This is a genomic window from Frankia sp. CeCAU1 (assembly GCF_977971845.1).
Genome location: NZ_CDWWXA010000260.1, coordinates 1 through 2,764, shown reverse-complemented (window position 1 = coordinate 2,764; position 2,764 = coordinate 1). Strand labels below are relative to the sequence as shown.

The following is a 2,764-nucleotide window of genomic DNA, read 5'->3' as shown; positions in this document are numbered from 1 at the left end:
AGATCAACGTGTTTCCCACGCCCGCGTCCATGGCCGGCGATCCTACCGAGGCTCGTCCGTACGGAGAGTACCGGTAGGATCGCGGGACGTCCGTATAGAGTGTTACTCTAGAGTGGTGCTCTATGGGAGGTGTCGGGGTTATGGGAGGTGTCGGGGTAGCGCCCAGTCGGGCCCGGCTGGTGGACGCGGCCGTGGCCTGCGTGCTGGAGCAGGGCTGGGAGGCCACGTCCATGCAGGCGGTCCGGCGTCGGGCCGGTGTCAGTAACGGCAGCCTGTTTCACTACTTCCCCACCCGGGGGGACCTGGCCGCGGCCGTGGTGGGTGCGGGTCTTGCCGATCATCAGGGCGCGCTGTGGGGTGAGCTGCACACCTCGACCGGGCCCCGTGATGGCGTGACCCGCCTGGTCACCCGCCATCTGCGGTGGGTGGAAGAGCATCCGCGGCTGGCCCGACTGCTGCTGTCCGCGCCGGTCGATGTCCTGCGCGGCACGATCGATGAGCGCACCGCCGCGGACAACCGCGGCTTCTTCGCCGCGGTGGCCGACTGGCTGCGTGGCCACGGCTGGTCCGACCGGCCCGACCTGGCGGTCGTCGTCGCGCTGTGGATCGGCCCCGCCCAGGAATACAGCCGCCACTGGCTCGCCCGCCCCGCGGGCTCCCCGACGCTCGTCGCCGACGACCTGGCCGACGCCGCCTGGCGGACGCTCGGTCCCCTGCTCACCCCGCAGAAGGAGTCATGACCCGTTCCTTGCAGTGCTACCGCCGTGCGCTCGACACGTTCACCACCATCGTCACTCGCGTGCCGTCACTCGCGTGCCCGCCGACCGGTGGGACGCCCCGTCCCTCTGCCCGGTGTGGACCGGGCGGCAGTTGACCGGCCACGTCATCGACGGCCAGCAGCAGATCGTCAGCCTGCTCACCGGGCACGGCCCCCGCCCGCCCGTCACCGATCCCGCCCTCCTCACCGCCCTCGCCGGCCCCGATCCGGGCGCATCCTGGCAGCGCACCCACCAGAACACCGAACGCACCCTCGCGGCCCTGGACCCGGCCACCGTCGTGGACACCCCCCTGGGCGCCCGGACCGTGGACGAGGTCCTCACCGTCGCCGTCATCGAGCCCCTCGTCCACGCCTGGGATCTGGCCACCACCATCGGGCAGACCGTCCAGCTCGATCCCGACACGGTGACCGCGACGCTCCCGGCCGTCGAAGCACTCGGTGGCCAGCTCGCCGCGACCGGCATGTATGCCGCCGCCCAGCCCGCGCCCGCCGACAGCCCACCCCAGGACAGGCTCCTGGCCGCGCTCGGACGCCGCTGGACCCCGAGGAACTGACATCAGCAGTATCACGTGGGGGCTGATCACACGGGCTCGTGCGCCAAGTCGTCAACCGCCAAGCCGTCAACCCGCCGTCAGGCCTGCTCGCCGGAGACCGTCCGCTGGGGGCGTACGCCGTCCGGCCGGTAGGTCCTGGCCGGTGGCCCGGGGGGATCGGTGCCGAGGGTGTTCCCGCAGCGGGTGGAGATCCATGTCCGGATGCCGCCGGGACGCGGCGCCGGCCGCCAGCTTTCCAGGTCGTAGGTCCCGCCGGTGGCGAAGCCCTTCCCGCCGTTCAGCGCCGGTAGCTGCGCGAAGTTCTGATGGCACGCCAGCTGGTCACGCAGACTGTCGGCAACCTCGCCGCGCAGGCCCGTCACACACCCCTGCACGGCCTGCCAGATCTCGGCGGCAACCTGGCCGGGGTCCCCGGCGCGCCGCCCCTCGGGGGTGGGCCGCACCTGGATGCGAAACCGGCCGTCCGCCCACTGCTGCACGACGATCTCCTCGACGTAGCGGCTCGGGCCGCAGTAGGGCGTGCTGGCACCGGCGGCCCGCGGGCTGTGTGCCGCCTCGGGGCTGTGTGCCGCCTCGGGGCTGGGGCTCGGGCTGTGCGCGGGAGTCGGGCCGCCCGGGGTGTCCGGGCCGCAGGCGACGGCGAGCAGCCCCACCACCGGCACGCCCAGCAGAACCCGCACGAGGAGCGCGCACAGGCGCGCCCCCACGATCCCGGACGCGGTGCTCCCTGCGGTCCCCGCCATGTGCGTTCCCCCGGATCCGGTGCGGGTGGGTTCCGCCGGTTATCGCCGCGTCAACCCACCACACCGGGCGGCCGTGAGGCGGCCTCGGGGACGGGCGTCAGCGGTGCAACGTACGGCGGCGGCCCACCGCCCGCCACACCAGCAGCACGACGATACCCCCGATGATCGAGCCGACGATGCCGGACGGTTGCAGCGCGCCCTCGCTGAGATCACGGTTGAACAGGACGTAGCCGAGGAAACCGCCGACGAACGAGCCGACGATGCCGAGCAGGATCGTCGCAGGGATACTCATCGGATCGGGTCCGGGCACGAGCAGGCGCGCGACCGCGCCGGCAACGAGACCAAGCAGCATCCAACTGACGAGGGTCCAGACCATGGAAGACCTCCGACCAATAATGATCATCGATGGCCGACCGATGATCATGGCCGACCGATGATCGAGGAGTAGGACGTCCGCCGTATACCCGACCGACCCGGTTCGTCAAACAACATCCAACAACATCCGAAACGTCGTCCTGCGGACAGCCTGCCCGTCGAGCGGACAGCCTGCCCGTCGAGATGCCCGTCGAGCGCCCTCCCGGACCGGGCCGGCCGCCACCGCACCATCGGCCCGGCCGTGGCCCGATCACCGGGCGGGGCTGCGAACGGGGCGGGGCTGCGAACGGGGCGGCGGCCGGTCGTAACATGTG

At 72.1% G+C, this 2,764-nt stretch carries 4 protein-coding genes; 2 read left to right on the top strand and 2 right to left on the bottom strand.

Annotation, left to right across the window (positions count from 1 at the left end; translation table 11 throughout):
• Positions 1 to 140: 140 nt before the first annotated feature.
• On the top strand, positions 141 to 740 hold the full coding sequence (locus AC08OO_RS23240) for a TetR/AcrR family transcriptional regulator (RefSeq protein WP_476619099.1): 600 nt from the start codon (positions 141 to 143) through the stop codon (positions 738 to 740).
• Between the two features lie 73 nt (positions 741 to 813).
• Complete coding sequence (locus AC08OO_RS23235; RefSeq protein WP_476616657.1) at positions 814 to 1,332, top strand: TIGR03086 family metal-binding protein; 519 nt, start codon at positions 814 to 816, stop codon at positions 1,330 to 1,332.
• A gap of 77 nt (positions 1,333 to 1,409) precedes the next feature.
• On the opposite strand, the gene AC08OO_RS23230 is transcribed toward AC08OO_RS23235, so the two are convergent.
• Both AC08OO_RS23230 and AC08OO_RS23225 read right to left on the bottom strand, forming a co-directional pair.
• The gene (locus tag AC08OO_RS23230) at positions 1,410 to 2,075 is read right to left on the bottom strand and encodes a DUF2599 domain-containing protein (protein ID WP_476619098.1); all 666 of its coding nucleotides are present in this window, start codon (positions 2,073 to 2,075) and stop codon (positions 1,410 to 1,412) included.
• 97 nt (positions 2,076 to 2,172) lie between these two features.
• Positions 2,173 to 2,451, bottom strand: a complete 279-nt coding sequence (locus AC08OO_RS23225) for a GlsB/YeaQ/YmgE family stress response membrane protein (protein ID WP_011436721.1) — start codon at positions 2,449 to 2,451, stop codon at positions 2,173 to 2,175.
• Between the last annotated feature and the right edge of the window lie 313 nt (positions 2,452 to 2,764).

What these genes read in the sequence shown, in the direction of transcription:
- AC08OO_RS23240 (WP_476619099.1), top strand. Translation starts at nt 141, where the DNA reads ATGGGAGGTGTCGGGGTAGCGCCCAGTCGGGCCCGGCTGGTGGACGCG.
- AC08OO_RS23230 (WP_476619098.1), bottom strand. Translation starts at nt 2,075, where the DNA reads ATGGCGGGGACCGCAGGGAGCACCGCGTCCGGGATCGTGGGGGCGCGC.
- AC08OO_RS23225 (WP_011436721.1), bottom strand. Translation starts at nt 2,451, where the DNA reads ATGGTCTGGACCCTCGTCAGTTGGATGCTGCTTGGTCTCGTTGCCGGC.